Raw genomic sequence first — 23,489 nt, 5'->3', positions numbered from 1 at the left:
TCATGAGCAGATGACCGACATCAGGCCGGCTCTCATCGAGCGCGCAGGCATCGAGATCATCCCCGAATCCGAGCGGACCGCGAAGCCGCGCGACCTCTTCTGGCCGTGGTTCGCCGCGAACGTGTCGGTGTTCGGCATGTCGTACGGCTCTTTCGTGCTCGGCTTCGGCATCTCGTTCTGGCAGGCGACGCTCGTGTCGGTGATCGGCATCGTGGTGTCGTTCCTGCTGTGCGGGCTGATCGCGATCGCGGGCAAGCGCGGCTCGGCGCCGACCATGGTGCTCTCGCGGGCGGCGTTCGGCGTGCAGGGGCAGAAGATCCCCGGCATCGTCTCGTGGCTCACCTCGATCGGCTGGGAGACGTTCCTGGCGATCATGGCCGTGCTCGCCACCGCGACCGTGATCACGCAGCTCGGCGGCGACGGCGACAGCCTGTGGCTCAAGGTCGTCGCGACCGTCGTGGTGGCCGCGCTCATCGTCACGGCCTCCGTGCTGGGCTATCACACGATCATGCGCCTGCAGTCGGTGCTCACCTGGGTCACCGGCGTGGTGACCGTGCTCTACATCGTCCTCGCGATCCCGAGCATCGACCTCGGCGTGGTGCTCGCGCGTCCGGACGGCGGCATCGGGCAGGTGATCGGCGCACTCGTGATGGTGATGACCGGGTTCGGCCTGGGCTGGATCAACATCGCCGCGGACTGGTCGCGCTACCAGAAGCGCACGGCCTCCGACGGCGCGATCGTCGCCTGGAACACGATCGGCGGCTCGGTCGCGCCGGTCATCCTCGTCGTGTTCGGCCTGCTGCTCGGCGGCTCCGACGACGACCTGCTGAACGCGATCGCGGCAGACCCGATCGGCGCCCTCGCGAGCATCCTCCCCCTCTGGGTGCTGGTGCCGTTCCTGCTCACCGCGGTCCTGGCCCTCGTGTCGGGCGCCGTGCTGGGCATCTACTCCTCCGGCCTGACCCTGCTGAGCCTCGGCATCCGCATCCCGCGCCCGTCGGCGGCCGCGATCGACGGGGTCATCCTCACGCTCGGCACGATCTACGTGGTGTTCTTCGCGACCGACTTCCTCGGCCCGTTCCAGAGCTTCCTCATCACGCTCGGCGTGCCGCTCGCCTCCTGGGCCGGCATCCTGATCGCCGACATCCTCTGCCGCCGCGTCGACTACGACGAGCAGGCGCTGTTCGACAGCCGCGGCCGCTACGGCGCCTGGGACTGGACCTCGATCGTCACCCTGGTGGTCGCGAGCGTGATCGGCTGGGGATTCGTGCTCAACGGCTTCGCCGAGGCCGCCCCGTGGAACAACTGGCAGGGGTATCTGCTGTTCCTGGTCGGCGGCGCTGACGGCGACTGGGCGTACGCCAACCTCGGGGTGTTCTTCGCGCTCGTGCTGTCGTTCGTCGTGACCTGGTTCGCCAGGGCGGGGAAGATCCGGCGGCAGGAGGCGGCGTGACCACGACCGCCGGCCCGGATTCGCGGGACGCCTGGCTGGTCGTGATCGACCCGCAGCACATCTTCGCCTCGCCCGACTCCGCGTGGGGGTCGCCGTTCTTCGACGACGCGATGGGCAACATCCGGCGGCTCGCCGACGGGTTCGGCGACCGCGTGCTGGTGACGCGGTGGCTGCCCACGGCCGACCGCTCCACCTCCTGGGGCGACTACCTCGACGCGTGGCCCTTCGCCGACCGCCCGGCCGACGACGCACTGTTCGACCTGGTTCCCGCGGCGCGCGGGCTGTCCCCGCACCCGACGCTCGACCTGCCCACGTTCGGCAAGTGGGGCGCGGAGCTGGAGGCGGTGGTGGGACACGGCGCGCCGGTGGTGCTGGCCGGCGTGTCCACCGACTGCTGCGTGATCTCCACGGCGCTCGCTGCCGCGGACGCGGGGGCCCTGGTGACCGTCGCCGCCGACGCCTGCGCCGGTTCCACGGCGGAGAACCACGCCGCCGCGGTGCAGGTCATGAGCCTCTACCCGCCGCAGATCACGGTCGCCGAGACGTCCGCCCTCCTGTCGCGCTGACCCCGCGTGCGGGGTGGAGGACGGGCCGCGGTGCGGGGTGGAGAACGGACCGCGCGCGTTTTCGATCCGGCACCACGACCGGGGCACCGCGACCGGAACGGACGGGGTCAGGCGGCGGCGCGGACGGCGGCGGCGATGTCGGCCGGGGAGCCGCGCCAGGGAGCGCCGTGCCCGGGGAGCACCCACGACGCGTCGAGCGCGGCCAGCCGGTCCAGCGACGCCAGGGCCTCCGCGGGTGCATCCGTGAAGGGAGCCGGCTGGGCACCCTCGCGCCCGGTGAGCACATGCCGCGTCGTGAGCGCGTCGCCCACGAACACCGCGTCGACCGCCGACACGTGCACCGCGATGCTGCCGGGCGAGTGGCCAGGCAGTCCGACGACCACCGGGGCACCGGGCAGGTCGAGCACCGCACCGTCCTCCACCTCGACGACCGAGGCGACGTGCGGCGTGCGCAGCGCGTTCTTGCGCAGGCCGTAGGCGAGGAAGCCCAGCATCGGGAGCGGGCGCGCGGGCCCCATCGGCGTCCGGGGCTTCTCGCCCGTGCGCACGCGGTGGGCGTCGGCGGTGTGGATGATCACGGGCACGCCGGTCTCGCGGCGCAGGCGTTCGGCGAAGCCGATGTGGTCGCTGTCGCCGTGGGTGAGCACGAGACCGCGGACGTCGGACAGCGGACGACCGATCGCGGACAGCTCGTGCTGCAGGTCTTTCCAGTGTCCGGGCAGACCGGCGTCGATGAGCGTGATGCCCTCGGGCAGGTCGATCAGGTACGAGGCGACGATGTCGTTGCCGAGGCGGTGGAGGTGCGGGGCGAGCTGCATGGCGTGTCCTCTCGGATGATTGCGATAGCTACGATACGTAGCTATGATGGCTACTGTCAATAGCCATCGCTGGAGGATGCATGCCGACCCCCGAACGCACCACGACCGACGCGATCGTGACCGCCGGACGAGAGATCCTCGAGGCGTCCGGTCCCTCGGGCCTCACGATGCAGGCCGTGGCGACGCGCGTCGGCGTGCGCGCCCCCTCGCTCTACAAGCGCCTGAAGGATCGCGAGGCACTGCTCGCCGCGGTGGCGACCGCCACGGTCGACGCGCTGGGCGAGCGCCTCGAGAGGGCCGGCGACGACCTCGCCGAGCTCGCCACCGCCTACCGCGCCTTCGCGCACGCGCACCCCGAGGGCTTCCGGCTGATGTTCGCCGCACCCGTGCCGCAGGAAGCCCTCGAGCGCTCGGCGGCACCGGTCATCCAGGCGTGCGCGGCCACGGTCGGCGACGACGACGCCCTCGACGCCGCCCGGCTCTTCACCGCCTGGGCGACCGGGTTCCTGCAGATGGAGCTCGCGGGCGCCTTCCGCCTGGGCGGCGACGTCGACCGCGCCTACGCCTACGGCCTGCGGCAGCTCATCGGCAGCCTCTCCCGCTGAGCCCCTCCCCGGGCCCGGGCCCGCAGGGACGGCCGCGATCGCACGGGGCGCCAGGACACACCCGCCCGCACCGGCGATTCGACGGGCCGGAATACTGGCACACTGTTGCCGGGAGGGTCCATGAGCACCGATGCGCACACCGGAGAGTCCGTCCACCCCACGAAGGCCCGGAAGCCCTGGCACCGCACGAAGGTGATCGTGGTGATCGTGGTGGCCGTCGCCGCCGTGGTCGCCCTCATCAGCAGCCTCACCCCCTGGCCGTCCGCCATGGTCATCCGCGCGGTGTTCACGAAGGGCGGCGACGAGACCGCCGCCGAGATGGACAAGCACGTGCCCGACACCGCGCTCGACGTGCAGCAGGGGATCGCGTACGGCGACGCGGGCACCGACACGACGATGGACGTGTTCCGCCCGGCCGACGCCGACGGTCCACTGCCGACCGTGGTGTGGATCCACGGGGGCGCCTGGATCTCGGGCGAGAAGGAGAACGTCGACCCGTACCTCCGGATCCTCGCGGCCGAGGGCTACACGACCGTCGGAGTGAACTACACGATCGGGCCCGAGGGCGTGTACCCGCTCGCCGTGCGGCAGCTCGACCAGGCCCTCGCCTACATCGACGAGCACGCCGCGGAGCTCGGCATCGACCCCGACCAGATCGTGCTCGCGGGCGACTCCGCCGGCAGCCAGCTCGCCAGCCAGATGGCCGCGCTCATCACCAACCCCGACTACGCCGAGATCGTCGGCATCGACCCGTCGCTGAAGGCCGACCAGCTCGCCGCCACGATCCTCAACTGCGGCGTGTACGACCTCGCAGCCCTGGCCGAGCTCGACGGCATCGCCGGCTGGGGCCTCAAGACCGCGATGTGGGCGTACTCGGGCACCAAGACCTGGGCGGAGGACTCCACCGGGTCGACCATGTCGACGCTCGACTGGGTCACCGCGGACTTCCCCGCCACCTACATCTCCGGCGGCAACGGCGACGGTCTCACCTGGCTCCAGTCGATCCCGATGGCGAAGCGCCTCGAGTCCCTGGGTGTGGAGGTGACGACGCTGTTCTGGCCGATGGATCACGAGCCCTCCCTGCCGCACGAGTACCAGTTCCACCTCGACCTGCCGGATGCCCGGACCGCTCTGGACGAGACGATCGCGTTCCTGGGGAAGCACACCACCCGCTGAGAACATTTCACTCCTGTGACGGTCGCCACGAAAGTGATATCTTTTCCGCATGCACCCGGAGAACCAGCGCGCCCTGGAAGACGGCATCGTCACCGACCTCACCGGACGGATGACCTACGGCTCGTACCTCGCCCTGGATCAGCTGCTCACCGCACAGCACCCCGTGAGCCAGCCGGAGCACCACGACGAGATGCTGTTCATCATCCAGCACCAGACCACCGAGCTGTGGCTCAAGCAGGTGCTGCACGAGCTGTCCTCCGCGCGCACGCTGCTGGCCGCCGACGACCTGCGTGAAGCCCTCAAGCGCATCGCCAGGGTCAAGAAGATCCAAGACGTGATGACGCAGCAGTGGTCCGTGCTCGCCACCCTCACCCCGACCGAATACGCGCAGTTCCGCGGCTCACTCGGCACCTCGTCCGGCTTCCAGTCGGTGCAGTACCGCGCCGTGGAGTTCGCGCTGGGCAACAAGAACGAGAAGATGCTCGGCGTCTTCCGCGACCATCCCGCGAACCTGGCGCTGCTCACCGCCGAGTGGGAGAAGCCCACGCTGTACGACGAGTTCCTGCGCTACGCCTCCCGCCGCGGACTGCCCGTTCCGGCCGAGATCCTCGACCGCGACGTGCGCGAGCCCTACCGCGAGACCCCGGCGCTGGTCCCCGCGATCCGCGCCATCTACCAGGACCCCGGCACGCACTGGGACCTGTACGAGGCGTGCGAAGACCTGGTCGACCTCGAGGACAACTTCCAGTTCTGGCGATTCCGGCACCTCAAGACCGTGTCGCGCACGATCGGCATGAAGGTCGGCACGGGCGGCTCCAGCGGCGTCGGATTCCTGCAGCGCGCCCTCGACCTCACGTTCTTCCCCGAGCTCTACACCGTCCGCACGGAGATCGGCGGCTGAGATGCACGCCGCGACGTACTTCGACGGCACCCGGTGGCGCGACGGCGTCGTCGAGGCGACCGCGGAACACGTGCGGCTCCGCGCCGAGACTCCGGCCCCCGGCCTCCCCCGCGTCCCCGGCGGGGTCGTCGGCGGCTTCACCGACCACCACGTGCACCTGCAGCTCGTCGACCACGCCCTGCTGCGCACCTCGCGCCTCGCCCGGGTCGACGACCTGGGCGGGAACACCGCGGTGCTGCGTGAGCTCGCGGTGCACACCTCGGCCACCCCCGATCACGCCGTCGAGGTCCGGTACGCCGGAGCGTTCCTCACCCCGCCCGGCGGCTACCCGTCCTACCGCGACTGGGCACCCGCGGGATCGGTGCGGGAGGTCGCGGACGAGGCTGCCGCCGTCGCCGCGGTCGATGATCTCGCGGCCGCCGGGGTCGCCCTCCTCAAGGTCGCCGGCAACAGCACGGCCGGTCCGGTGTTCGCCGACGCGCTCGTCCACGCGATCGTCGAGCGCGCGGACGCGCACGGCCTGCCGGTGGTCGTGCACGCCGAGGGCCCCGGCGAGGCGCAGCGGGCCGTACGCCTCGGAGCCGCCCGCCTCGCGCACGCGCCGTTCACCGAGCGCCTCGACGACGCCGAGGTCGCCCGCCACGCGGCCTCGGTCTCCTGGATCTCGACCCTCGCGATCCACGACCCCGCCGCCCTGCGCATCGCCGTCGACAACGTGCGACGGTTCCACGCCGCCGGGGGCACCGTGCTCTACGGCACCGACATGGGCAACGGCCCCACCCCGGTCGACCTCCACCCCGCCGAGCTCGACGCCCTCCGCCGCGCCGGGCTCGACGACGCCGCCCTGCTGCGCGCCCTCGCCCCCGTGGACCCGCGGCAGCCCGGCGCGCTGCTGCTCCTGCTCCCGGACGGCTCGACCGATCCGTTCGACGCCCGCCCGCTGACCGCCGCCGACCTGAAGGTGTGACATGACCGACCGTTCCTCCGACGCCGCCCTGCTCGACGCCGCCCGTGCCCTCGACGCGGCCGACCCGCTCGCCGCGCACCTCGACGCGTTCGCCGAGGCGCCGGGGGTCACGGCCTACCTCGACGGGAACTCCCTCGGCCGCCCCCTGCGGGACATGCCGGAGAAGCTCGCCGCGTTCGTTCACGAGGACTGGGGCACCCGGCTCATCCGCTCGTGGGACGAGCAGTGGATGGCGCTGCCGATGCGCCTGGGCGACCGCATCGGCGAGGTCGCGCTCGGGGCGGCCGCCGGGCAGACCGTGGTGGCCGACTCGACCAGCGTGCTCATCTACAAGCTCATGCGCGCCGCGGCCGCCGCCGACCCCGCCCGCACGGAGCTCGTGATCGAGACGGGCAACTTCCCCACCGACCGGTTCCTCGCCGAGGGCGTCGCCGCCGAGACGGGGCTGACCATCCGCTGGCTGGAACCCGACCCGGTGCACGGCGTGACGGTGGACGACGTGACGGCCGCGGTGTCCGACCGCACCGCGCTCGTGTCGCTCAGCCACGTGGACTACCGCTCGGGCGCGCTGGCGGACATGCCGGGCATCACGGCGGCGGCGCACGAGGCGGGGGCGCTCATGATGTGGGACCTGTGCCACTCGGCCGGCGTCGTGCCGATGCAGCTGGACGCGTGGGGCGTCGACCTCGCGGTCGGCTGCACCTACAAGTACCTGAACGGCGGCCCGGGCTCCCCCGCGTTCGCCTACCTCCGCCACGGGCTGCAGGGCGTGCTCCGGCAGCCGATCCACGGGTGGTGGAGCGCGGAGGACATCTTCGCGATGGGGCCGGAGTACGTGCCGAGCGGCGACATCCGGCAGCTGCTCAGCGGCACGCCGCCCGTCACCTCGATGCTCGCGATGCAGGGGATGCTCGACCTGATCGAGCAGTCGACGATCGCGGGGGTGCGGGCCAAGTCGCAGTCGCTGACCGATCTCGCGGTGCGCGCGTACGACGAGGTGCTCGCCCCGCTCGGCGTGCGGCTGCTGAGCCCCCGCGACTCCGCGCGACGCGGCGGGCATGTGACGATCGGCCACCCCGACTTCCGCGACGTCACCCGCCGGCTCTGGGCGGACGGCATCATCCCCGACTTCCGCTTCCCCGACGGCATCCGCCTCGGACTCTCCCCGCTCAGCACCTCGCACGTCGAGACGATCACGGGCGTGCTGGCCGTGCGCGACGCCCTGGAGTCCGATGACGACTGAGGCGGCGGCGACCGCCGTGCGCGACGACATCGATGCCCGCCCCGGCAGCACGGCGTCGCTGCTGCGGACGCTGATCGGGCTGTATCTGCGGCGCCTCGGCGGCTGGATCTCCGCCGCGCATCTCGTGCACCTCGCGGGCGAGCTGGGGATCCCGGCCGCCCAGGCCCGCACGGGCGTGACGCGCCTGAAGCAGAAGGGGCTGCTGCTGGCCGAGCGCGGCGAGACCGCGGGATACCGCCTGAACCCGGAGGCGCTGCCCATGCTGGAGCGCGGCGACCGGCGCATCTTCACCATGCGGCAGATGGGCGACACCGACCTGTGGTGCCTGGTGTCGTTCTCGATCCCGGAGAGCGCCCGCAGCGTGCGGCATCAGCTGCGTCGCCGGCTGCAGTGGATCGGCGCGGGCGTGGTGTCGCCCGCCCTGTGGATCTGCCCCGGTCACCTGCGCGACGAGGCGACGCAGATCCTGGAAGAGCTCGGCGCGCGGCAGTGGGCGACGCTGTTCGACGCCGTGGCCCCCGCTCCCGCCGGCACCCTCGTGGAGGCGGCAGCGCAGTGGTGGGACCTGGGTGCGCTGCGGACGGAGCACCTCGCCTTCCAGGCGTCGCTCAGCACGCTGCCGCCCGAGCCGTTCGCCGCGTATGTGCACCTGCTCGACCGGTGGCGCGTGCTGCCCTACACCGACCCCGGGCTGCCCGCGTCGATGCTGCCGGCGGACTGGCCCGGCGCCCGCAGCGTGGAGCGCTTCACGGCGCTGTCGGCCGAGCTGTCCGCGCCGGCGCTGGCGCACGTGCGCGCCGTCACGGCGGCCGGGGTGGCTCGGGCGGACACCCCGGACCCGGCGGTGGCGGACCGGCGCTGAGGACGCACCGGCCCGCCGCCCACGGCCTCAGGCGGTCCCGGCCACCTCGGCCAGGAACCCGGTGACGTGCTCCTGCAGCCGGATGATCCGCAGGTCGCGCGCGAGCTCCCGGTCGTAGCCCTGGTACGCGAGGGGCGGCAGCATCCGCACCGAGCGGTTGCACTCGAACCCGGCGCAGGCCAGCACGCCGACCGAGTCGCCCTTGCGTCCGGCCGGACCGGCCTTGCGGGCGACGAACAGCTGCACGTCGTTGCGGAGGGTCACGTCTTCGCACCACGAGCACTGGGCGCGGGCGAGCACCCGCTGTTCGGCGCGCTGCAGCAGCACGCCCACCGGGGCATCGTCGACCCAGGTCACGACGTAGGCGCGACGGGGCTGCTTGGGGTCGGTCCAGCCGAGGAAATCGAGCCGATCGAAGTCGATGTCGGCGAAACCGGCGGGCAGGGTGAGGTCGGAGACCTGCTTGCGGGAGGCGTTGAGGAAGGAGGCGCGGATGTCGCGCTCGTCGAGGGGACGCATGGGTGTGTGCTTTCGGACGGTCGCCGTGCGGCGAGTCGGTTCAGGTGGAGGACCCCGGACAGGAGCCGGGTACGGTGCAGCACCGGGGACGGGGGTTCCGCCTCCGGCCGGTCCTCAGCCTCTGCCCGCGGCGCTGAACGCGCCTGCGGCTCCGCTCCGCGCCCCGAGGGCGCTCATCGACGACAGCACCCGGCGAGCCTACACCCGATTGTTTCGCCCGATGTCGCCCGCCCTCGCGTCCCGCCGCCCGCGCCGCCTACTGTGGCCGGAACGCCGAACCGAAGGAGACCACCGTGTCCACGTCGCCCCACCGCCTGTCACCCCTCGAGGTGAGCGAGCGTGCGACGTGCATGTGCCGCGCGGGTGGCCGCTGCTCCTCGATCGCACCGGGACACGCGCTGCACCTGATCCAGGCCCGCCTGGCCGCCGCCACGCCCGCCGACTGGGCAGACGCGCTGGTCGAGTCCGCCGATCCGGTGACCGGCGACCTGGTCGTGCGCACCCTCGACGGCACCGCGCACGCCCTGTGGAACGGCTCCGGCGCCGCGCTCGAAGCGGCCGTCGGCACCCCCGTCGCCCTCCACCTCCCCTACGGCGTGCTGGCCGTGGGAGACGCGCGCTTCAACGTCGCCACCGTCTGACGGCGACCGTCCTGCCGCGTCAGGCGCTCGCCATCATCATGTCGCGCACGGCCATGCACGCGTTCATGCACGCCTGGCACGCCTGCGCGCAGAGGCGGCAGACGTCGCTGTGATCGGCGTGCTGCATGCACTCGTCCATGCACATCTGGCACATGGCGATGCACGCGTCGAGCATCGCCATCATCGTCGCGGGGGTCATGCCCTGCATCCGCAGCATCGACCGCATCATCGTGTGGCACATGTCGGCGCAGTTCATGCACGCGGGCGCGCAGTCCATCAGCTGCGTCGAGCACACGGTGCACGCCTGCTCGCACGCGGCGCACGCGTCCATGCAGGCCTGCAGCACGGCCATGTCCATCATCGCCATGTCGGGCATCGACTCCATGCTCTTCGACATCGCGCCCATCATCGTCGCGTCCATAGGGCTCCGCTCCCTTCGTCGAGGACAGCGGGCAGGACCACCCGCCTGGCGCCAGGCTAGCCGCTGCGGGGGCTCGCGTCGATGGGGGCGGAACGCTGACACGGCAGGGAGCGATTGTCAATCCCGTGGACCCTCGTCGCGGCCGATGCGAGGCTCGGAGAGCAATCGATCCGCCGAGGAGAGGAGCCCCACATGAGTGGCGCAGACGACATGAAGAACTCCGCCGAGAAGCTGGGCGGGAAGGTCAAGGAGGGCGTGGGCAAGCTCACCGACAACGAGAAGCTCGAGGCCGAGGGCCAGGCGGATCAGGTGAAGGCCGACGCCAAGCAGGCCGGCGAGAACGTGAAGGACGCCGCAGGCAAGGCCGGCGACAGCGTCCGGGACGCGTTCGACCGCTGATCCCGCCCCGCTGATCCCATGAAGAGGGGGAGGCCCGCCGGACCGGCGAGCCTCCCCCTCCGCATACGGGTCAGACCTTGCGGCTGCCGCTGATCGCTCGGATCAGCCAGGCGATCACGGCGATAGCCAGGAGCACCAGACCGACCCACAGCAGGAACTGGAGCGACTGCACCAGTCCTCCGGTGATCGCGAGGATCACGGCGATGACGATGACGATGATCAGGAGGATGTTCATCGGTCTTTCCCTTCTCTGGGGGCGCGGGCGCCCGACTGCGGTGCCCTCACGCTAGACCGCACGGACACCCTCGTTCGAGGGGGTTGACTTCCACCCTCCGAGTGCGCGAAGGAGCAGAGCAATGCCAGGAGCACGCAACAACTCCCTGAAGGACCCGGAGCTGTACGAAGAGCTCCGCGACGACGGGGCTTCGAAGGAGAAGGCCGCACGCATCTCCAACGCCGCCGCCAGGGACGGTCGCAGCACGGTCGGCCGCCGGGGCGGGAAGCACGGCGACTACGAGGACTGGACGGTCGCCGAACTGCGCAAGCGGGCCAAGGAGATCGGACTGACCGGCTACAGCGGGAAGCGCAAGGCGGAGCTCATCTCCGCTCTGCGCAACCACTGAGGCGGGATGGCGCGCTTCGGGATCGAGGAGGAGTTCCTCCTGCTCGATGAGAACTCGCTGCTGCCCGTCGGCCTGTCCGGCGACATCCTGGAGCGCATCGGCGACCGCCCGCTGACCGGGCGGGTGACCACGGAGTACCTGGCGTCGCAGCTCGAGTGCCTCACCGAGCCGGTGTCGACCCCGGAGGCGGCGCGACGCCAGTTGCGCGGCCTGCGCGGCCTGCTGGGCGAGCACGCACGCGCCCTCCACGCGGTGGCCGCCCCGACCGGGAGCCCGTTCACCACCGCGCGCTCGCCCCGGCTCTCCCCGTCACCGCACTACGACGACGTGGCCCGGCGGCTCGCGCACCTGACGCGCGAGCACGAGGTGAACGGCCTGCACGTGCACGTCGAGGTGCTCGACGAGGAGGAACGGGTGCGCGCGCTCAACCGCCTGCGCGGCTGGCTCCCGCTGCTGCTCGCGCTGAGCGCCAACAGCCCGTTCGCCCACGGCCTCGACGCGGGCTTCGCGAGCTGGCGGAGCATGCTCATCCGGCGACTGCCCTCATCGTGGTGCCCGCCGCGGTTCCACGACCTCGACGACTACCGCGCCCGGGTCGGGCAACTGCTCGCCCTGGGCACGATCGGCGAGGCCAGCTCGTTGTCGTGGGCGGTGCGGCTGTCCGAGCGATACCCCACCGTCGAGGCACGGATCGCCGACGCGCAGCTCACCGCCGACGATGCCGTGCTGTCGGCGCTGCTGTGCCGGGCGATCGCGCTGAGCACCGAGCAGTGGCTGGCCGAGGAACGCATGGACGCCCTGGACGCGTCGGTGTGGACGGCGGCGCGGGCCGGGATGGGCGCGCGCATCGTCGACCCGCTGTCCGGCGAGGTCGCCGACGCGTGGGCCGTCGCGGAGGGCCTGCTCGCCGAGATCCGCCCGGTGCTGCAGCAGCTCGGTGACGAGGCCGCGGTCGACGAGGCCCTGGGACGCCTGCGCGCGGAGGGAACCGGCGCCGAGCGGCAGCGGACCGCCTACCGCGACGGCGGTCGCGAGGGGCTCACGGAACTGCTCCGCGCGGGGACGGCGACCGCGTCGGCCTGACCCGCCCCGGCGTCCGCGGCCGGGAGTAGGGTCGGCTCGTGGCCTCCTTCGCCCCCCTCCAGCGGCTCGTCATCGCGATCGCGGTGCTCGCGTCCTTCGTGACCTTCCTCGACGGCACGGTGGTGAACGTCGCGCTGCCCGCCATCAGCCGTGAGCTCGGCGGCGGCATCACCACGCAGCAGTGGGTGGTCGACGCCTACCTCATCACCCTGAGCGCGCTGATCCTGCTGGCGGGGTCGCTGTCCGACGCGTATGGCCGGGTGGTGGTCATGCGTATCGGCCTGATCGCGTTCGGCATCGCCTCGATCGCGGTCGCCGCGGCGGTCGACCCGCTCATGCTGATCGTCGCCCGCGCGGCCCAGGGAGCGGCGGGCGCCCTGCTCGTGCCGAGTTCCCTGGCACTGATCACGGCCACGATGCGCGGCGACGTGCAGGCGAGGGCCATCGGCGTCTGGACGGCCTTCACGACCGCGGCGCAGCTCGTCGGGCCGCTGCTGGGCGGGCTGTTCGTCGACTTCCTGTCGTGGCGGTTCGTGTTCCTCATCAACGTGCTGCCCATCGGCGTGACGCTGCTGCTGCTGGCTCGACTCCAGCTGCCCGAGCGGCCCCGCGGCGTCGGGGTGGACTGGTGGAGCGGTGCGATGTGCGCCGTGGGACTCGGTGCGGTCGTGTTCGCCCTGATCGAGCAACCGAACCTCGGATGGGGCTCGCCCGCGATCTGGGTCCCCGCAGTCGCGGGCGCCGCCCTGTTCGCGGCGTTCCTGCTGCGCCAGCGCCGCTCGGCCGCCCCGCTCATGCCGCTGTGGCTGTTCCGCGTGCGCGACTTCGGCTGGGGCAACCTCGCGACGCTGTTCGTGTACGCCGCGCTCTCGCTCAACGGCTTCGTGGTCGGGGTGTACCTGCAGCAGGGCGCCGGGCTCAGTGCCACCGCCGCGGGTCTCGCGAGCCTGCCGATGACGATCCTCATGATCCTGGTGAGCTCGCGCGCGGGAGGGTGGGCGGGGCGCTGGGGTCCGCGCATCTTCATGACGATCGGTCCGCTGATCATGGCGGCCGGTGCGCTGATGCTGCTGACCGTGTCCGCCGAGTTCGACTACTGGTGGCAGGTGCTTCCCGCCATGGTCGTGATGGGGCTGGGCCTCTCGCTCACGGTCGCTCCGCTGACGGCCGCGATCCTCGGCGCGATCGACGAGAACCACTCGGGCATCGCCTCGGCCGTGAACAACGCGGTCTCGCGCGTGGCCGGGCTCCTGGTGGTGGCGATGCTGTCGACGATCGTCGGCGGCGCCCTCGACCTCGACGGTTTCCACAGCGCCGCCTGGGTCACGGCCGCGCTCCTGGTGCTGGGCGGCGTGGTGTCGTGGATCGGCATCCGTCGCAACCCGTCCGAAGACCCGACGGCCTCCGCGGAGGGCGCCCCGGCTCCGGCCCCGCCCGTGCCCGGTCGCGGCTGAGAGCACGAGACGTCCGCGCGCAGGAGCGCGGTCGCTGCATGCCTCCCCGACGGCTCGGCGTCAAGTCCCTGGCTCCGTTCGCGCGCTCGCGCGATGATGCCGGTGATCGATCCGATGGGAGCCCCTCCACATGACCGTCTCCACCCTCGACACCGACACCGCCGTCGGATTCTCCCCGCGCGGCCCGCTGTCGGCCGCCGTGCTGTCCTGCCTCGTCCACGGCGACGACAGCGTCGACCTGCCGGAGCTCGCGGCGACCGCCGTGGCCGAGACCACCGACGTCGTCCGCGACGACGACATCCAACTCGCCCTGTTCGTGCTGTACGCGTCGTCGTACGGATCGCTTCCCGCGCTCGACGCATCGCGGGAGTGGGACGCGGGCGTCATCACCGCCCGCCGCCTCCTGGAAGACGCGTTCGAGGCGGCCCTGCGCGAGACCGTGCCGGTGCCGGAGCTGCCCGAGCCGACGGTCGACGCGGTGGGCCGGGCCCTGTTCGCGCTCGCCGCCGCCGACACCGGACCGAGCGTGGCGCGCTACATCGCCAAGAAGGCCACGCGGGAGCAGGCGGAGGAGTCGCTGATCCTCCGCTCGATCTACACGCTGCGCGAAGCCGACCCGCACTCGTGGGCGATCCCGCGTCTGACCGGTCGGGCGAAGGCGGCCCTCGTCGAGATCCAGTCGGACGAGTACGGCGGCGGCCGGCCGCAGCGCGTGCACGCGGAGCTGTACGCCAGGGCCATGCGGGCCGCCGACCTCGACGACACGTACGGCGCCTACGTCGACGACGCCCCCGCGATCACGCTCGCCTCGCACAATCTGATGACCCTGTTCGGGCTCAACCGCCGGCTGGTCGGCGCGATCGTCGGGCACCTCGCCGCGTACGAGATGACGTCGTCGATCCCGTGCCGCTTCTACGCGGACGGGCTACGGCGCCTCGGCTTCACCGACGAGGTGGCCGCCTACTTCGACGAGCACGTGGAGGCCGACGCGGTGCACGAGCAGATCGCGGCGCGCGACCTCGCCGGCAGCCTGGCGGAGGATCGCCCCGAGGTGCTCGGCGACATCGTGTTCGGGGCCGCCTCGTGCCTCACCGTGGACGGCTGGGCGGGACAGCACATGCTCGACGCGTGGGCGGCCGGCGCCTCGGCGCTGCGCGGGCGGGAGTCGTCATGAGCGGTCGCGACGAGCCGGTCACCGTCACCCCCTACCCGGACGGGCCCCTGCTCGTCCGCGGCGACATCGAGCTGCGGTCCGCGGACGGCGCGCTGATCGACCCCGGCCGCCGCACGGTCGCGCTGTGCCGCTGCGGCCTGTCCGCCGTGAAGCCGTTCTGCGACGGCACTCACAAGGCGGCCGGCTTCCGGACCGACGACGAGGGGCCGCGTCAGCCCTCCGGCCAGTAGTAGCTGTCGGGCAGGGCGCGCGCGCCGAAGATCGCCTGCCCGACCCGCACGCACGTCGCCCCCTCCTCGACCGCGATCTCGTAGTCGCCCGACATCCCCATCGACAGCTCCCCGTCGCCGATCAGGTCGGGATCGTCCGCCCTGGCGCGGTCGCGGAGCTCGCGCAGCACGCGGAAGCACGCGCGCACCCTGGTCTCGTCCGGGGTGAGGATCGCGAGCGTCATGAGCCCGCGCACCCGCAGCGACGAGTACACCGGCAGTGCCTTCAGGAACCCGGACAGCTCCGCGGGCGGCATGCCGAACTTCGAGTCCTCCGCGGAGGTGTTCACCTGCACGAACACGTCGAGACCGCGACCGGCCGCCTGCAGCCTTCGGTCCAGCGCCTCGGCGACCCGGAGCCGGTCGAGTGCCTGGAACTCGTGCGCGAACGCGGCGACATCGCGCGCCTTGTTGGTCTGCAGGTGTCCGATGATCGCCCACGAGACGTCGAGGTCTTCCGTCTCACGGTGCTTGCGCACGGCCTCCTGCACCTTGTTCTCGCCGAGGAGCCGCAGCCCGGAGTCGATCGCGATGCGCACCCGCTCGGTCGGCACGGTCTTGCTGACCGGCAGCAGCCGCACGCTCGCGGCATCGCGCCCGGCGCGGTCGGCGGCGGCGTCGATGCGCGCGCGGACGGCGGCGACGTTGGCTCGGAAGTCGGCGACGGTGGTGGCCGTGGGGTAGCGGGCGGAGGTGTTCTCCTCGTCGACTGACTTTGACATAGGCCAAAATCTAACATAGCTTCGAGTCACGCCGCGCGCCCGCCGGCCGTCGCCCTCCCTCCGAAGGAGTCCGCCCATGACCGTGCCCGGCCTGTTCTCCGACACCGCCCTGATCACCCCGCGCCTGCGCACCGAGGTGCCCGGCCCCCGCAGTCGCGCGCTGCACGAGAGGCGCCTGCGCGTCGTGCCCCGCGGCGTCGGCAGCGTGCTGCCGGTCTACATCGAGCACGCCGACGGCCCCTGGGTCACCGACGTCGACGGCAACCGCTTCCTCGACCTGGGCAGCGGCATCGGCGTGACCACGATCGGGCACACCAACCGCGCGGTGGTCACCGCGGCGGCGGATCAGCTCGACCGCGTCACCCACACCCCCTTCACGGTCACCCCCTACGAGGGCTACGTGCACCTCGCGGAGCTGCTCGCCGCGCATACCCCCGGCGACCACGAGAAGCGCACGATGCTCGCGAACTCCGGCGCCGAGGCCGTCGAGAACGCCGTGAAGATCGCCCGCAGGCACACCGGCCGCCGCGCCGTCGCCGCCCTCGATCACGCGTTCCACGGCCGCACGAACCTGGCACTCGCGATGAACCACCGGGCCGTGCCGTACGGGGCGGGCTTCGGCCCGTTCGCGCCCGACGTGCACCGCGTCCCCAACTCCTACCCGTACCGCGACGGCCTGAGCGGCGCCGAGGCGGCGGCCCGCACGATCGGCTACCTCGAGCAGCGGATCGGCGCGGGCGACCTCGCCGCCGTCATCGCCGAACCCATCCAGGGCGAGGGCGGCTTCGTCGTGCCCGCCGACGGCTACCTGCCCGCGCTGCAGGAGTGGTGCACGCGCCACGGCGTGGTCTTCATCGCCGACGAGATCCAGACCGGCCTGGGCCGCACGGGCACCTGGTTCGCGAGCGAGCACTTCGGCCTCGTGCCCGACCTCGTGCTCACCGCGAAGGGCATCGCGGCCGGACTGCCGCTCGCGGGAGTGACCGGCCGTGCCGAGATCATGGACGCACCGGACCCCGGCGGGCTCGGCGGCACGTTCGGCGGCAACCCCGTGTCGATCGCCGCGGCCGTCGCGGTGTTCGACGAGCTCGCGGAGGGCGAGTTCTTCGACGACGCGGCCCGCATCGGCGCGCACCTGCGGGCACGGCTGACCGAGCTGGCGTCGCGCCACCGGATCATCGGCGACGTCCGCGGGATCGGGGCGATGCAGGCGTTCGAGCTGAGCGAGCCCGGCACCACGCGGCCCCTCGCGGGTGCCGCGACGGCCATCGCGGAGTTCGCCGCGCAGCGAGGCATCCTGCTCCTCACCGCGGGCAGCGACGGCAACGTCATCCGTTTCCTCCCCACGCTCACCACGACCGACGCGCAGCTCGACACGGCGGTGAGCGTGATCGACGACGCCCTCGCCGCACTCGGCTGACCGCGACTCCCACCCGACCAGGAGACCCATGAGCGCATCGACCCTCACGCGCACCGCCCTCGCTCTGCGCCATGTCGCGTTCGAAGACCTCGGCATCCTCGCGCCGCTGCTGGAGGAGCGCGGCTACCGCGTCCTGTATCACGACGCCGGCGTCGACGAACTCGACCGGGCCGAGGTCGCCTCGGCTGATCTGGTGGTGGTGCTCGGCGGCCCCATCGGCGTGTACGACGACGACCGCTACCCGCTCCTCGCCCCCACGAAGGACGCCCTGTCGGCACGACTCGCGGCGGACCGTCCCACGCTCGGGATCTGCCTCGGCGCCCAGGTGCTCGCCGAGGCGCTGGGGGCTCGGGTCGCCCCGACGGGCGGCGTCGAGATCGGGTACGCGCCGGTGGACCTCACCCCGGACGGGCGCACCTCACCGCTGTCGGCGCTGGACGGCGAGCCCGTGCTGCACTGGCACGGTGACGCCTTCGAGATCCCCCCGGGCGCGCGCCACCTCGCCCGCACGCCCGGCTTCCCGCACCAGGCGTTCTCGCGGGGTCGTGCACTCGGGCTGCAGTTCCACGTCGAAGCCGACCACCGCACGATCGAGCGCTGGCTGATCGGCCATGCGCACGAGCTGCACCACCGCGGCATCGACCCCCGCTCGATCCGGAGACAGGCGGCCGCGCACGGCCCCCGACTCGAGCACCGCGCGCGTACGGCGATCGGAACCTGGCTCGACGAGGTCGAGCCCGCGCACTGAGAAGGGGCCGGATCCCCCGCGGATCCGGCCCCTTCCCGCGTCGTCACGCGGCGCGACGCAGCGGCACCGTCGGGAAGTCGATCGGCACGTCGAGCGCGAGGTTCACGTAGTTCGTGAACAGGTTGAGCGCCACCTGGCCGATCGTCTCGACGATCTCCTCGTCGCTCCAGCCCTGGGCGCGCACGGCGTCGACCTCGGCGGAGCTCACCTGCCCGCGCTGCTCGACCACCGCGAGCGCGAAGGTCAGCAGGGCCGCGGTGCGCGGGTCCTCCGAGGTGCCCTCCTGCGCCGCGGCGAGCGCGTCGGCGGAGAGCCCGGCCTTCTTGCCCAGCGCGGTGTGCGCCGCGAGGCAGTAGCCGCACGAGTTGCGGTTGGCGACGGCCACCGCGATCTGCTCGCTGAGCGCGGCTCCGAGCGAACCGCCCCCGTAGGCGCCGAACGCGCTCCACATGCTGGTCAGCGCGGCCGGGGAGTTCGCCACGGCCCGGAACATGGCGGGGACGGCGCCGAACGCGGCACCGATCTGGTCGAGCTGGTCCTTGACGGGTCCGGTGGCGGCGTCACGGTCGATGAGAGGGACATTGGGCACGGGATGCTCCTTTGTTCGATCGGGCCGGGTGTCGACCCGCCCTCAGTCTTCTCGAATCCCCCGGACGATACGCATCACCCGGTCTTGCATTCACCGCAGATCGTCCAGAGAATGAAGAGGTGCCACCCCTCGACCGCCTCACACCCCTGCTCGATCGGTTCCGCGTGCGCACGCGGCTCTTCCACACCGGGCCCCTGTGCGGAACCACGGAGTTCGCGGCGAGCCGAGGACAGGGGTTCCTGCACGTGCTGCGCCGCGGCGAACTGGAGCTGACGTATCCGCGCGTCGACGGCGGCCGTGCGCGCGAGCGCATCACCCGCCCGAGCCTGCTGTTCTTCCCCCGCCCGCTCGACCACACGTTCCTCAACGCCCCGACCGCGGAATCCGACTTCGCGTGCGCCACGATCGACGTCGACGGCGGTGCCACCCACCCCCTCGTCCGCACGCTGCCGCCCGTGATCGTGCTGCCCCTCGACGAGGTCGCCACCCTCTCCCCCGCGCTCGACCTGCTGTTCGCCGAGGTCGACAACGTCCGCTGCGGTCGCCCGCTGCTCGCCGACCGCCTCTTCGAGGTCGTGCTGATCCAACTGCTGCGGTGGATGCTCGACCACCCCGACGGCCTCGCCCTGCCGCCCGGGCTGCTGCCGGGCCTCGCCGACGAGCGGCTCGCCCCCGCCCTGGTCGCGATGCACGAGGCCCCCGGAGAGGCCTGGACGCTGGAGGCCCTCGCCCGCCGCGCCGCCCTGTCGCGCAGCGCCTTCGCGGCCCGCTTCAAAGAGGTCGTCGGCCGGGCGCCGGGCGACTACCTCACCGAGTGGCGGCTCACGATCGCGCAGGAACAGCTCCGCGCGGGCATGACGGTCAGCGCGGTCGCCGCGGAGCTCGGCTACGCGAGCGCCTCCGCGTTCTCCCGGGTGTTCACGCAGCGTCTCGGCCACTCGCCGCGTGCGTGGCTGGGTCTCGCCGCGTAGCCTCAGCCGCCCGCCGACATCGTGGCGGTGAGCCCGGAGACGACGCGGTCGAGCTCGCCGTCCGTGAGCGAGGGATGCACGGGGATCGACAGCACCTCGGCCGCGGCCCGCTCGGTCTCCGGCAGCTCCACGCCCTGCGCGTAGCGCGTGAGAGACGGCAGTCGGTGGTTCGGGATCGGGTAGTACACGCCCGTGCCCACGCCGTGCTCCTCGCGCAGCGCCTCCCGCACGCGGTCGCGCTCCCCGTCCGCGATGCGCACGGTGTACTGGTGGTACACGTGCTCCGCCCCCTCCGCGACCCGCGGCACGGTGAGCCCGTCGATGCCGTCGAGCGCGGCATCGAGCACGGCCGCGTTGCGCTGCCGCTGCGCCGTCCACGCCGCGACCTTGCGCAGCTGCACCCGGCCCACCGCCGCGTGCACCTCGCTCATGCGGTTGTTGTAGCCGACGATCTCGTTGGCGTACTGCGTCTCCATGCCCTGATTGCGCAAAAGCCGCACACGGCGGGCGATGCCCTCGTCCGCACAGGCGACCATGCCGCCCTCGATCGCCGTCATGTTCTTCGTGGGGTACAGGCTGAACATCGCGAACGACCCGATCGTGCCGGCAGGGCGACCCCGCCACGACGCGCCGTGCGCCTGCGCGGCGTCTTCGAAGATCGCGAGGCCGTGCGCCGCGGCGACCTCTTCGATCCCGTCGACCAGGAACGGGTGGCCGTACAGATGCACCGGCATGACGCCCTTCGTGCGCGGAGTGACGAGTGCGCGCACGTGCTCCGGGTCGAGGGTGAAGTGCACGGGCTCGATGTCGGCGAACACCGGGGTGGCGCCGGCGAGCACGACCGAGTTCGCGACGGCGGCGAACGTGAACGACGGCACGATCACCTCATCCCCCGGCCCGACGCCCGCCGCGATCAGTCCCAGCAGCTGCCCGCTCGTCCCGGAGTTCACGGCCACGGTCGTGCGCCCGCGGAGGAACTGGGCGGCGAACTCCTCCTCGAACGCCGCGACCTCGGCGCCCTGCGCGAGCATGCCGCTGCGCAGCACCCGCTCGACCGCAGCCACCTCCTCATCGCCGATCAGGGGTTTCGCGGCGGGGATGAGCTGGTCGTGCATGGCGGTGTCCTTCGTCGTCTGGTCGGCTCGGGCGAGCCGGTCTGGAGGTGGAGGCAGGAATCGAACCTGCGTGCACGGTCTTGCGGACCGCGACCTGGCCACTCGGTCACTCCACCGGGTCTCTACGGCGTCAGCTCCCCGGCGGAGAGTAGCCCTGGAGGAACCCGCCGAAGCGCCGCAGTGCATCCACCAGCACCGGCGCCTCCGGCAGGAACGCGATCCGCAGGTGGTCGGGCCGCGGCCAGTGGAACCCGCGGCCGTGCGCCAGGAGGATCCCCTCCGCGTCGAGCAGGTCGAGCACCAGACGCTCGTCGTCGAGCACCGGGTAGCGCGCGGGGTCCAGCCGCGGGAAGAGGTAGAGCCCGCCGCCCGCCTCCGTCACCTCGACACCGGGGATTGCCCGCAACGCGGCGGTGGCGGCGTCGCGCTGCACCGTGAGCCTGCCGTCGGCGGCGACCAGGGCGTCGAGCGAGGTGTCGTGCTCCAGCGCCGCGGTGATCGCGTGCTGCGCCGGCACGGAGGCGCACATGCGCAGCGAGGCCAGCAGCCGCAGTCCGGACAGGAACGGGTCGTCGGGCGCGAAGCCGCAGGTCACCGCCCACGCGGCGCGGTACCCGGCGACGCGATGGGTCTTGGACAGTCCCGCGAACGTCACGCACGGCTGATCCGACGCGACCGCCGCCATCGACAGGTGCGCGTGCCCGGGATAGACGACCCGGTCGTAGATCTCGTCGGACAGCAGCAGGAGCCCGTGCCGTCGCGCCAGCTCGGCGATGCCCTCCAGCGTGCGCCGGTCGTACACCGCCCCCGTGGGGTTGTTCGGGGTGATGACCACGATGGCCACCGTGCGCGGGCCGATCAGCGCGGCCATCGCGTCGAGGTCGGGCAGCCAGCCCTCCTCCTCGACGCAGGGGTAGTGCACCGCGGTGCCCCCGGCGAGCACCGTGGACGCCGTCCACAGCGGGTAGTCCGGACTCGGCACGAGCACCTCGTCACCGGGTTCGAGCAGCGCCTGCAGCACGAGGCCGACCAGCTCGGAGACGCCGTTGCCCACCGTGACGTCGTCGAGGTCCACCCGCGGGAAGCCCGTGCGCCGGGCGTAGTGCGCCGCGATCGCCTCCCTGGTCTCGACCAGGCCGAGCGACTCGGAGTATCCGTGCGCGTGCGGCAGGGCGGCCCGCAGCGCCTCCACGATCACCGTCGGCACCTCGAACCCGAAGGGCGCGGGGTTGCCGATGTTGAGCCGCAGGATCTCCTCCCCGCGGGCCTCGAGCTCCGCGGCCCGCGCGGCCACCGTGCCGCGCAGGTCGTACTGCACGCCGTCGAGCCGCGACGAGCGCCCGACGCGCAGCACCCCGGTCATCCCGCGGACTCCCGCCCCGCGACCGTGACGACCGCCGCGACATCGTCGGCCAGGCGCTGCAGGTCGTCGTCGTCGAGGTCGTGCACCGTGAGGCGGAGGTGGCGGGCGCCCGGCCCCCCGTGCTCGAGCGCGAAGTCTGCTCCCGAGCGTACGAGCCAGCCGCGCGCGGCGAGACGTTCGGCCGCGCGCGCGGCATCGTCGTGCGCGTCGAGCCACACGTTGAGCCCGGCCCCGTCGTCGGCCGCGATCCCGCGCTCGCGCAGCAGTGCGACGAAGTCGGCGTGGCGGGCGGCGTAGTGCGCGCCGGCCCTGGCGATCTGCTCCCGCACATCGGCATCGCGCAGCATGCCGGCGGCGAGACGCTGCATCACGTGACTGACCCACATCGTGCCGGGGCTCAGTCGCAGGGCCAGGCGTCCGGCCGTGACCGGGTCGGACGCCGTGACAGCGAGACGCAGGTCGGGTCCGAGGAACTTCGACACCGAACGGACCAGGGCCCAGCGCTCATGGGTGGGCGCGATGATGCTGGCGTAGGGCGCGGGGGCGAGCAGCGAGAAGTGGTCGTCCTCGATCAGCAGCACGTGCGGGTAGGGGGCGAGCACGGCGCGCAGTTCGGCCGCGCGCGCGGGGGTGATGCTCGCGCCCGTCGGGTTGTGGGCGCGGGGCGTGCAGACGATCGCGCGCACCCCGCTGTCGAGGGCCGCGCGCACGCCGTCGACCGTCATCCCCTCGGCATCGACCGGGATGGCGACGGGGGCGTACCCCGCGAGCCGCGCGGTCTGGATGCTGGAGAGGAAGCACGGGTCCTCCAGCCCGACGCGGTCACCCTGCACGAGCGTCTGGGCGAGGAGCCGCTCGACCGCGTCGACCGCCCCCGCCGTGACCGAGAGCCGGAACGGGCGCGGGTGGTCTTCGGCGATCCACGTGGTCGCCCATTCGGCGAGCTCGGGGTCGATGACGGACTCGCCGTACAGCACGTGTTCCGGGCGCACGGTCGCGAACGCCGCGGCGAGGTCGGGCAGCAGCGCCGCCTGCGGGTTGCCGCTGCCGATGTCGCGCAGCACGGTGCCCGGCGTGAAACCCTCGTCGGGACCGGTCCCCGGGCCGAGCACGGTGGTGCCGGTGCGCCCGCCGGTGGCCGCGATGCGCGCGACGACGAGGGCCCGGTAGGCCGCCAGCACCGTGTTGCGGTTGACGCCGAGGCGCTCGGCGAGGGTGCGCACGGGCGGCAGCTGGTCGCCGGCGGCGAGGGCGCCGCGCTCGACGAGGTCGCGGATGCTGTCGGAGATCTCAGCGGCGGTCGACCCGGCGATCCGGTCGTGGAGGGGATCGCGCGAGTCTTCCGAGGCCATGCCTCGACCGTAGGCCAGATATTGACCTATGTCAA

Annotated in this window: 27 protein-coding genes and 1 tRNA gene; 18 read left to right on the top strand and 10 right to left on the bottom strand. The window is 72.5% G+C overall.

From position 1 onward, the window contains the following. Positions 1 to 10: 10 nt before the first annotated feature. Together ACWGQ1_RS07895 and ACWGQ1_RS07890 are read left to right on the top strand one after the other, a co-directional pair. Positions 11 to 1,453 carry a cytosine permease gene (locus tag ACWGQ1_RS07895; protein ID WP_452312727.1) on the top strand — a complete coding sequence of 481 codons (1,443 nt, stop codon included), beginning with the start codon at positions 11 to 13 and terminating at the stop codon, positions 1,451 to 1,453. Then, a complete protein-coding gene (locus ACWGQ1_RS07890) occupies positions 1,450 to 2,019 on the top strand; it encodes an isochorismatase family protein (protein WP_452312726.1) in 570 nt (189 codons plus the stop codon). The genes ACWGQ1_RS07895 and ACWGQ1_RS07890 overlap by 4 nt, the downstream gene beginning before the upstream one ends. A gap of 107 nt (positions 2,020 to 2,126) precedes the next feature. On the opposite strand, the gene ACWGQ1_RS07885 is transcribed toward ACWGQ1_RS07890, so the two are convergent. Then, a complete protein-coding gene (locus tag ACWGQ1_RS07885) occupies positions 2,127 to 2,837 on the bottom strand; it encodes an MBL fold metallo-hydrolase (protein ID WP_452312725.1) in 711 nt (236 codons plus the stop codon). Between the two features lie 80 nt (positions 2,838 to 2,917). On the opposite strand from ACWGQ1_RS07885, the gene ACWGQ1_RS07880 reads away from it, so the two are divergent. The 6 genes from ACWGQ1_RS07880 to ACWGQ1_RS07855 all read left to right on the top strand — a co-directional run bounded on the left by ACWGQ1_RS07880 (position 2,918) and on the right by ACWGQ1_RS07855 (position 8,591). Then, positions 2,918 to 3,442 carry a WHG domain-containing protein gene (locus ACWGQ1_RS07880; RefSeq protein WP_452312724.1) on the top strand — a complete coding sequence of 175 codons (525 nt, stop codon included), beginning with the start codon at positions 2,918 to 2,920 and terminating at the stop codon, positions 3,440 to 3,442. 120 nt (positions 3,443 to 3,562) lie between these two features. Next, positions 3,563 to 4,618 carry an alpha/beta hydrolase fold domain-containing protein gene (locus tag ACWGQ1_RS07875; RefSeq protein WP_452312723.1) on the top strand — a complete coding sequence of 352 codons (1,056 nt, stop codon included), beginning with the start codon at positions 3,563 to 3,565 and terminating at the stop codon, positions 4,616 to 4,618. 49 nt (positions 4,619 to 4,667) lie between these two features. Then, complete coding sequence (locus ACWGQ1_RS07870) at positions 4,668 to 5,519, top strand: tryptophan 2,3-dioxygenase (RefSeq protein ID WP_136034845.1); 852 nt, start codon at positions 4,668 to 4,670, stop codon at positions 5,517 to 5,519. A gap of 1 nt (position 5,520) precedes the next feature. Beyond that, positions 5,521 to 6,486 carry a hydrolase gene (locus ACWGQ1_RS07865; RefSeq protein ID WP_452312722.1) on the top strand — a complete coding sequence of 322 codons (966 nt, stop codon included), beginning with the start codon at positions 5,521 to 5,523 and terminating at the stop codon, positions 6,484 to 6,486. A gap of 1 nt (position 6,487) precedes the next feature. Continuing rightward, positions 6,488 to 7,729, top strand: coding sequence for a kynureninase (locus ACWGQ1_RS07860; protein ID WP_136035429.1), 1,242 nt, complete (start codon positions 6,488 to 6,490; stop codon positions 7,727 to 7,729). Then, a complete protein-coding gene (locus tag ACWGQ1_RS07855; protein ID WP_452312721.1) occupies positions 7,719 to 8,591 on the top strand; it encodes a PaaX family transcriptional regulator C-terminal domain-containing protein in 873 nt (290 codons plus the stop codon). Before ACWGQ1_RS07860 ends, ACWGQ1_RS07855 begins: the two co-directional genes overlap by 11 nt. Positions 8,592 to 8,618: 27 nt before the next feature. Here the strand turns inward: ACWGQ1_RS07855 and ACWGQ1_RS07850 are convergent, their stop codons facing one another. Beyond that, positions 8,619 to 9,110, bottom strand: a complete 492-nt coding sequence (locus tag ACWGQ1_RS07850; RefSeq protein ID WP_452312720.1) for an FBP domain-containing protein — start codon at positions 9,108 to 9,110, stop codon at positions 8,619 to 8,621. A gap of 293 nt (positions 9,111 to 9,403) precedes the next feature. On the opposite strand from ACWGQ1_RS07850, the gene ACWGQ1_RS07845 reads away from it, so the two are divergent. Then, positions 9,404 to 9,751: a hypothetical protein gene (locus ACWGQ1_RS07845; protein WP_136034834.1), complete on the top strand. Its 348-nt coding sequence runs from the start codon at positions 9,404 to 9,406 to the stop codon at positions 9,749 to 9,751. A gap of 19 nt (positions 9,752 to 9,770) precedes the next feature. Here the strand turns inward: ACWGQ1_RS07845 and ACWGQ1_RS07840 are convergent, their stop codons facing one another. After that, positions 9,771 to 10,172, bottom strand: a complete 402-nt coding sequence (locus ACWGQ1_RS07840; protein WP_136036669.1) for a hypothetical protein — start codon at positions 10,170 to 10,172, stop codon at positions 9,771 to 9,773. A 192-nt stretch (positions 10,173 to 10,364) separates the two neighbouring features. Here ACWGQ1_RS07840 and ACWGQ1_RS07835 point away from each other — a divergent pair, with 192 nt between their 5' ends. Then, positions 10,365 to 10,571, top strand: coding sequence for a CsbD family protein (locus ACWGQ1_RS07835; RefSeq protein WP_136034830.1), 207 nt, complete (start codon positions 10,365 to 10,367; stop codon positions 10,569 to 10,571). 70 nt (positions 10,572 to 10,641) lie between these two features. Here the strand turns inward: ACWGQ1_RS07835 and ACWGQ1_RS07830 are convergent, their stop codons facing one another. Next, positions 10,642 to 10,806, bottom strand: coding sequence for a hypothetical protein (locus tag ACWGQ1_RS07830; RefSeq protein WP_017829325.1), 165 nt, complete (start codon positions 10,804 to 10,806; stop codon positions 10,642 to 10,644). Positions 10,807 to 10,927: 121 nt separating this feature from the next. Between ACWGQ1_RS07830 and ACWGQ1_RS07825 the strand changes: the two genes are divergently transcribed. The 5 genes from ACWGQ1_RS07825 to ACWGQ1_RS07805 all read left to right on the top strand — a co-directional run bounded on the left by ACWGQ1_RS07825 (position 10,928) and on the right by ACWGQ1_RS07805 (position 15,135). Continuing rightward, positions 10,928 to 11,194 (top strand): DUF7218 family protein, encoded by a 267-nt coding sequence (locus ACWGQ1_RS07825; RefSeq protein WP_136034827.1) that lies wholly within the window; start codon positions 10,928 to 10,930, stop codon positions 11,192 to 11,194. A gap of 6 nt (positions 11,195 to 11,200) precedes the next feature. Continuing rightward, on the top strand, positions 11,201 to 12,277 hold the full coding sequence (locus ACWGQ1_RS07820) for a carboxylate-amine ligase (RefSeq protein WP_136036668.1): 1,077 nt from the start codon (positions 11,201 to 11,203) through the stop codon (positions 12,275 to 12,277). 38 nt (positions 12,278 to 12,315) lie between these two features. Then, complete coding sequence (locus ACWGQ1_RS07815) at positions 12,316 to 13,731, top strand: MFS transporter (RefSeq protein WP_452312719.1); 1,416 nt, start codon at positions 12,316 to 12,318, stop codon at positions 13,729 to 13,731. 130 nt (positions 13,732 to 13,861) lie between these two features. Further along, the gene (locus ACWGQ1_RS07810; protein WP_452312718.1) at positions 13,862 to 14,905 is read left to right on the top strand and encodes an iron-containing redox enzyme family protein; all 1,044 of its coding nucleotides are present in this window, start codon (positions 13,862 to 13,864) and stop codon (positions 14,903 to 14,905) included. Beyond that, positions 14,902 to 15,135: a CDGSH iron-sulfur domain-containing protein gene (locus ACWGQ1_RS07805; protein WP_136034818.1), complete on the top strand. Its 234-nt coding sequence runs from the start codon at positions 14,902 to 14,904 to the stop codon at positions 15,133 to 15,135. Before ACWGQ1_RS07810 ends, ACWGQ1_RS07805 begins: the two co-directional genes overlap by 4 nt. On the opposite strand, the gene ACWGQ1_RS07800 is transcribed toward ACWGQ1_RS07805, so the two are convergent. Beyond that, positions 15,117 to 15,896: a YggS family pyridoxal phosphate-dependent enzyme gene (locus ACWGQ1_RS07800; protein ID WP_136044787.1), complete on the bottom strand. Its 780-nt coding sequence runs from the start codon at positions 15,894 to 15,896 to the stop codon at positions 15,117 to 15,119. The genes ACWGQ1_RS07805 and ACWGQ1_RS07800 overlap by 19 nt on opposite strands. A gap of 76 nt (positions 15,897 to 15,972) precedes the next feature. Between ACWGQ1_RS07800 and gabT the strand changes: the two genes are divergently transcribed. Beyond that, positions 15,973 to 17,316 (top strand): 4-aminobutyrate--2-oxoglutarate transaminase, encoded by a 1,344-nt coding sequence (gabT, locus tag ACWGQ1_RS07795; protein ID WP_452312717.1) that lies wholly within the window; start codon positions 15,973 to 15,975, stop codon positions 17,314 to 17,316. 28 nt (positions 17,317 to 17,344) lie between these two features. Beyond that, positions 17,345 to 18,064 carry a glutamine amidotransferase gene (locus ACWGQ1_RS07790; protein ID WP_452312716.1) on the top strand — a complete coding sequence of 240 codons (720 nt, stop codon included), beginning with the start codon at positions 17,345 to 17,347 and terminating at the stop codon, positions 18,062 to 18,064. Positions 18,065 to 18,107: 43 nt separating this feature from the next. On the opposite strand, the gene ACWGQ1_RS07785 is transcribed toward ACWGQ1_RS07790, so the two are convergent. Next, positions 18,108 to 18,653 (bottom strand): carboxymuconolactone decarboxylase family protein, encoded by a 546-nt coding sequence (locus ACWGQ1_RS07785; RefSeq protein ID WP_136034809.1) that lies wholly within the window; start codon positions 18,651 to 18,653, stop codon positions 18,108 to 18,110. Positions 18,654 to 18,772: 119 nt separating this feature from the next. Here ACWGQ1_RS07785 and ACWGQ1_RS07780 point away from each other — a divergent pair, with 119 nt between their 5' ends. Then, positions 18,773 to 19,624 carry an AraC family transcriptional regulator gene (locus tag ACWGQ1_RS07780; protein WP_136034807.1) on the top strand — a complete coding sequence of 284 codons (852 nt, stop codon included), beginning with the start codon at positions 18,773 to 18,775 and terminating at the stop codon, positions 19,622 to 19,624. Between the two features lie 2 nt (positions 19,625 to 19,626). Here ACWGQ1_RS07780 and ACWGQ1_RS07775 read toward each other — a convergent pair whose 3' ends face one another. The 4 genes from ACWGQ1_RS07775 to ACWGQ1_RS07760 all read right to left on the bottom strand — a co-directional run bounded on the left by ACWGQ1_RS07775 (position 19,627) and on the right by ACWGQ1_RS07760 (position 23,454). After that, positions 19,627 to 20,739 (bottom strand): DegT/DnrJ/EryC1/StrS family aminotransferase, encoded by a 1,113-nt coding sequence (locus tag ACWGQ1_RS07775; protein WP_206252763.1) that lies wholly within the window; start codon positions 20,737 to 20,739, stop codon positions 19,627 to 19,629. Positions 20,740 to 20,781: 42 nt separating this feature from the next. After that, positions 20,782 to 20,855: transfer RNA gene (locus ACWGQ1_RS07770), tRNA-Cys, on the bottom strand. 14 nt (positions 20,856 to 20,869) lie between these two features. Further along, positions 20,870 to 22,102, bottom strand: a complete 1,233-nt coding sequence (locus ACWGQ1_RS07765) for an aminotransferase class I/II-fold pyridoxal phosphate-dependent enzyme (RefSeq protein WP_136044791.1) — start codon at positions 22,100 to 22,102, stop codon at positions 20,870 to 20,872. Further along, entirely contained in the window at positions 22,099 to 23,454 is a 1,356-nt protein-coding gene (locus ACWGQ1_RS07760; protein ID WP_136036659.1) for an aminotransferase class I/II-fold pyridoxal phosphate-dependent enzyme, read from the bottom strand. Before ACWGQ1_RS07760 ends, ACWGQ1_RS07765 begins: the two co-directional genes overlap by 4 nt. Positions 23,455 to 23,489: the final 35 nt, after the last annotated feature.

The sequence above is a fragment of the Microbacterium sp. NPDC055599 genome (genome assembly GCF_053618975.1).
Note: the sequence above shows the minus strand (reverse complement) of the source record. Positions and strands in the feature narration are given on the sequence as shown.

Bases quoted from the DNA above. Each gene is read 5' to 3' on its own strand.
- ACWGQ1_RS07760 (WP_136036659.1), bottom strand. From the start codon at position 23,454: ATGGCCTCGGAAGACTCGCGCGATCCCCTCCACGACCGGATCGCCGGG.
- ACWGQ1_RS07825 (WP_136034827.1), top strand. From the start codon at position 10,928: ATGCCAGGAGCACGCAACAACTCCCTGAAGGACCCGGAGCTGTACGAA.
- ACWGQ1_RS07885 (WP_452312725.1), bottom strand. From the start codon at position 2,837: ATGCAGCTCGCCCCGCACCTCCACCGCCTCGGCAACGACATCGTCGCC.
- ACWGQ1_RS07800 (WP_136044787.1), bottom strand. From the start codon at position 15,896: ATGTCAAAGTCAGTCGACGAGGAGAACACCTCCGCCCGCTACCCCACG.
- ACWGQ1_RS07880 (WP_452312724.1), top strand. From the start codon at position 2,918: ATGCCGACCCCCGAACGCACCACGACCGACGCGATCGTGACCGCCGGA.
- ACWGQ1_RS07860 (WP_136035429.1), top strand. From the start codon at position 6,488: ATGACCGACCGTTCCTCCGACGCCGCCCTGCTCGACGCCGCCCGTGCC.
- ACWGQ1_RS07865 (WP_452312722.1), top strand. From the start codon at position 5,521: ATGCACGCCGCGACGTACTTCGACGGCACCCGGTGGCGCGACGGCGTC.
- ACWGQ1_RS07810 (WP_452312718.1), top strand. From the start codon at position 13,862: ATGACCGTCTCCACCCTCGACACCGACACCGCCGTCGGATTCTCCCCG.
- ACWGQ1_RS07775 (WP_206252763.1), bottom strand. From the start codon at position 20,739: ATGCACGACCAGCTCATCCCCGCCGCGAAACCCCTGATCGGCGATGAG.
- ACWGQ1_RS07855 (WP_452312721.1), top strand. From the start codon at position 7,719: ATGACGACTGAGGCGGCGGCGACCGCCGTGCGCGACGACATCGATGCC.
- ACWGQ1_RS07820 (WP_136036668.1), top strand. From the start codon at position 11,201: ATGGCGCGCTTCGGGATCGAGGAGGAGTTCCTCCTGCTCGATGAGAAC.
- ACWGQ1_RS07875 (WP_452312723.1), top strand. From the start codon at position 3,563: ATGAGCACCGATGCGCACACCGGAGAGTCCGTCCACCCCACGAAGGCC.
- ACWGQ1_RS07870 (WP_136034845.1), top strand. From the start codon at position 4,668: ATGCACCCGGAGAACCAGCGCGCCCTGGAAGACGGCATCGTCACCGAC.
- ACWGQ1_RS07840 (WP_136036669.1), bottom strand. From the start codon at position 10,172: ATGGACGCGACGATGATGGGCGCGATGTCGAAGAGCATGGAGTCGATG.
- ACWGQ1_RS07790 (WP_452312716.1), top strand. From the start codon at position 17,345: ATGAGCGCATCGACCCTCACGCGCACCGCCCTCGCTCTGCGCCATGTC.
- ACWGQ1_RS07805 (WP_136034818.1), top strand. From the start codon at position 14,902: ATGAGCGGTCGCGACGAGCCGGTCACCGTCACCCCCTACCCGGACGGG.
- ACWGQ1_RS07850 (WP_452312720.1), bottom strand. From the start codon at position 9,110: ATGCGTCCCCTCGACGAGCGCGACATCCGCGCCTCCTTCCTCAACGCC.
- ACWGQ1_RS07835 (WP_136034830.1), top strand. From the start codon at position 10,365: ATGAGTGGCGCAGACGACATGAAGAACTCCGCCGAGAAGCTGGGCGGG.
- ACWGQ1_RS07895 (WP_452312727.1), top strand. From the start codon at position 11: ATGACCGACATCAGGCCGGCTCTCATCGAGCGCGCAGGCATCGAGATC.
- ACWGQ1_RS07830 (WP_017829325.1), bottom strand. From the start codon at position 10,806: ATGAACATCCTCCTGATCATCGTCATCGTCATCGCCGTGATCCTCGCG.
- gabT (WP_452312717.1), top strand. From the start codon at position 15,973: ATGACCGTGCCCGGCCTGTTCTCCGACACCGCCCTGATCACCCCGCGC.
- ACWGQ1_RS07765 (WP_136044791.1), bottom strand. From the start codon at position 22,102: ATGACCGGGGTGCTGCGCGTCGGGCGCTCGTCGCGGCTCGACGGCGTG.